We start from the raw sequence: 2,509 nt of genomic DNA on the forward strand, positions 1-2,509 counted from the left end.
CCATGAATCAGATGTCCCCCGTCACCGTTTCCGTCAATGGGCGGGATTATCCTTGGCCGCGCGTTCCGGCGATTGCGATCTGCCTGGACGGCTGCGAGCCGGCCTATCTGGATGAGGCGATAAAAGCGGGGCTGATGCCGGCGCTGGTGAAGATCAAGCAGAAGGGCACGGTGCGCTTTGCCCACTCGGTCATCCCGAGCTTCACCAACCCGAACAATCTGTCGATCGCCACCGGCCGCCCGCCTTCCGTGCACGGCATCTGCGGCAACTATCTCTATGAGCGCGAGACCGGCAAGGAAGTGATGATGAACGACCCGCGCTTCCTGCGCGCGCCAACCATCTTTTCCGCCTTTTACGACGCCGGCGCGAAGGTCGCCGTCGTGACCGCCAAGGACAAGCTGCGCGCGCTGCTCGGCAAGGGCCTGAAGTTCGAGGATGGCAGGGCGCTGTGCTTCTCGGCGGAAAAGTCCGACACCACGACGGTCGCCGAACACGGCATCGACAATGCCTCGAAACATTTCGGACTGGCCGTGCCGGAAGTCTATTCGGCCGAACTGTCGGAATTCGTCTTCGCCGCCGGCGTGCAGCTTTTGAAGGAGTTCAAGCCGGACGTCATGTACCTGACCACGACCGACTATGTGCAGCACAAATATGCGCCGGGCGTGCCACAGGCGAACGCCTTCTACGAGATGTTCGACAAATACCTGGCAGAACTCGATGCGCTGGGGGCGGCTATCGTTGTCACCGCCGACCACGGCATGAAGCCCAAGCATCATAAGGACGGCTCGCCGGACGTCGTCTATGTGCAGGACATTCTGGACGAATGGCTGGGCAAGGATGCCGCCCGCGTCATCCTGCCGATCACCGATCCCTATGTCGTGCATCACGGCGCGCTGGGGTCTTTCGCCACCGCCTATCTGCCGAAGGGTGCGGACCAGGCCGACATCATGGCGCGGCTGGCCAAGGTCGAAGGCATCATGCTGGTGGTCGATAATCCGACCGCCTGCGAGCGTTTTGAGCTGCCGTCCGACCGCATCGGCGACATCGTCATGATCTCGACCGAGAACAAGACCATCGGCACCAGCGAACATCGCCACGACCTGGCGGCGCTGAACGAGCCGCTGCGCTCGCATGGCGGCCTGACCGAGCAGCGCGTGCCGTTCATCACCAACCGCGTGCTGCCCGACCAGCCGGATGCGCCGAGCTTGCGCAATTTCGACGCGTTCTTCTACGCGGTGACGGCGGCGGCGCTGCCGTCGAACTGAAATTGAAAGGTGATGGCCATGACCAAAGCTGAAACGTCGATAAAAGTCCGCCACGAGCCGATGCGCATTGCCGGCAAAAAGGTCGATGCCGAAGGCGTCGTCGAGGTACGCTATCCCTGGAACGACACGGTGATCGGCACCGTGCCGGCGGGCGGCGCGGAACATGCACGCGAGGCGTTCCGCATTGCAGCCGCCTATCAGCCAAAACTGACGCGCTATGAGCGCCAGCGCATCCTGCTCAGGACCGCCGAACTGCTTGCCGCCCGCAAAGAGGAAATCTCCGATCTGGTCACGCTTGAACTCGGCATCTCCAAGCAGGATTCGCTGTACGAGGTCGGCCGCGCCTATGACGTCTTCACGCTGACCGGCCAGATGTGCATCATGGACGATGGCGAGATCTTCTCCTGCGACCTCACCCCGCACGGCAAGGCGCGCAAGATCTTCACGACGCGCGAACCGCTGAACGCCATCTCGGCGATCACGCCGTTCAACCATCCGCTCAACATGGTGTCGCACAAGGTCGCGCCGGCCATCGCCACCAACAACTGCATCGTGGTCAAGCCGACCGAACTGACGCCGATGACGGCGCTGATCCTGGCCGACATTCTCTACGAGGCCGGCCTGCCGCCGGAAATGCTGTCGGTCGTCACCGGCTGGCCGAAGGATATCGGCGACGAGATGATCACCAACGAAAACATCGACCTGATCACCTTCACCGGCGGCGTGCCGGTGGGCAAGATGATCGCCGGCAAGGCTGGCTACAAGCGCCAGGTGCTGGAGCTTGGCGGCAACGACCCGTTTATCATCCTCAACGATTTGTCGGACGACGATCTAGCGAAGGCTGCCGATCTCGCCGTTGCCGGCGCGACCAAGAATTCCGGCCAGCGCTGCACGGCGGTCAAGCGCATTCTGGTGCAGGAAAGCATCGCCGACCGCTTCGTGCCGATGGTGCTGGAGCGGGCCAAAAAGCTGCGCTTCGGCGACCCGATGGACCGCACCACCGATCTCGGCACCGTGGTCCACGAAAAGGCCGCCGCCCTGTTCGAAGCCCGGGTGCACATGGCGGCGGAAGCGGGAGCCGACATCCTCTACAATCCCGGCCGCCAGGGTGCGCTGCTGCCGCCCATCGTCATCGACCGCGTGCCGCATTCGTCCGAGCTTGTCATGGAGGAAACGTTCGGGCCGATCATCCCGATCGTGCGTGCGCCGGACAATGACGACGAGTTGATCAAGCTGTCGAACTC

General features: G+C 62.9%; 2 protein-coding genes. Both read left to right on the forward strand.

Annotated features, from left to right (window positions below; genetic code table 11):
- Positions 1 to 2: 2 nt before the first annotated feature.
- Positions 3 to 1,265, forward strand: coding sequence for a phosphonoacetate hydrolase (phnA, locus tag ACX3P0_RS25145; RefSeq protein WP_459092932.1), 1,263 nt, complete (start codon positions 3 to 5; stop codon positions 1,263 to 1,265).
- Between the two features lie 18 nt (positions 1,266 to 1,283).
- A partial coding sequence (gene phnY, locus ACX3P0_RS25150) for a phosphonoacetaldehyde dehydrogenase (protein ID WP_459092934.1) occupies positions 1,284 to 2,509 on the forward strand: 1,226 nt, incomplete at its 3' end.

It is taken from the genome of Mesorhizobium sp. A556, assembly GCF_054489545.1.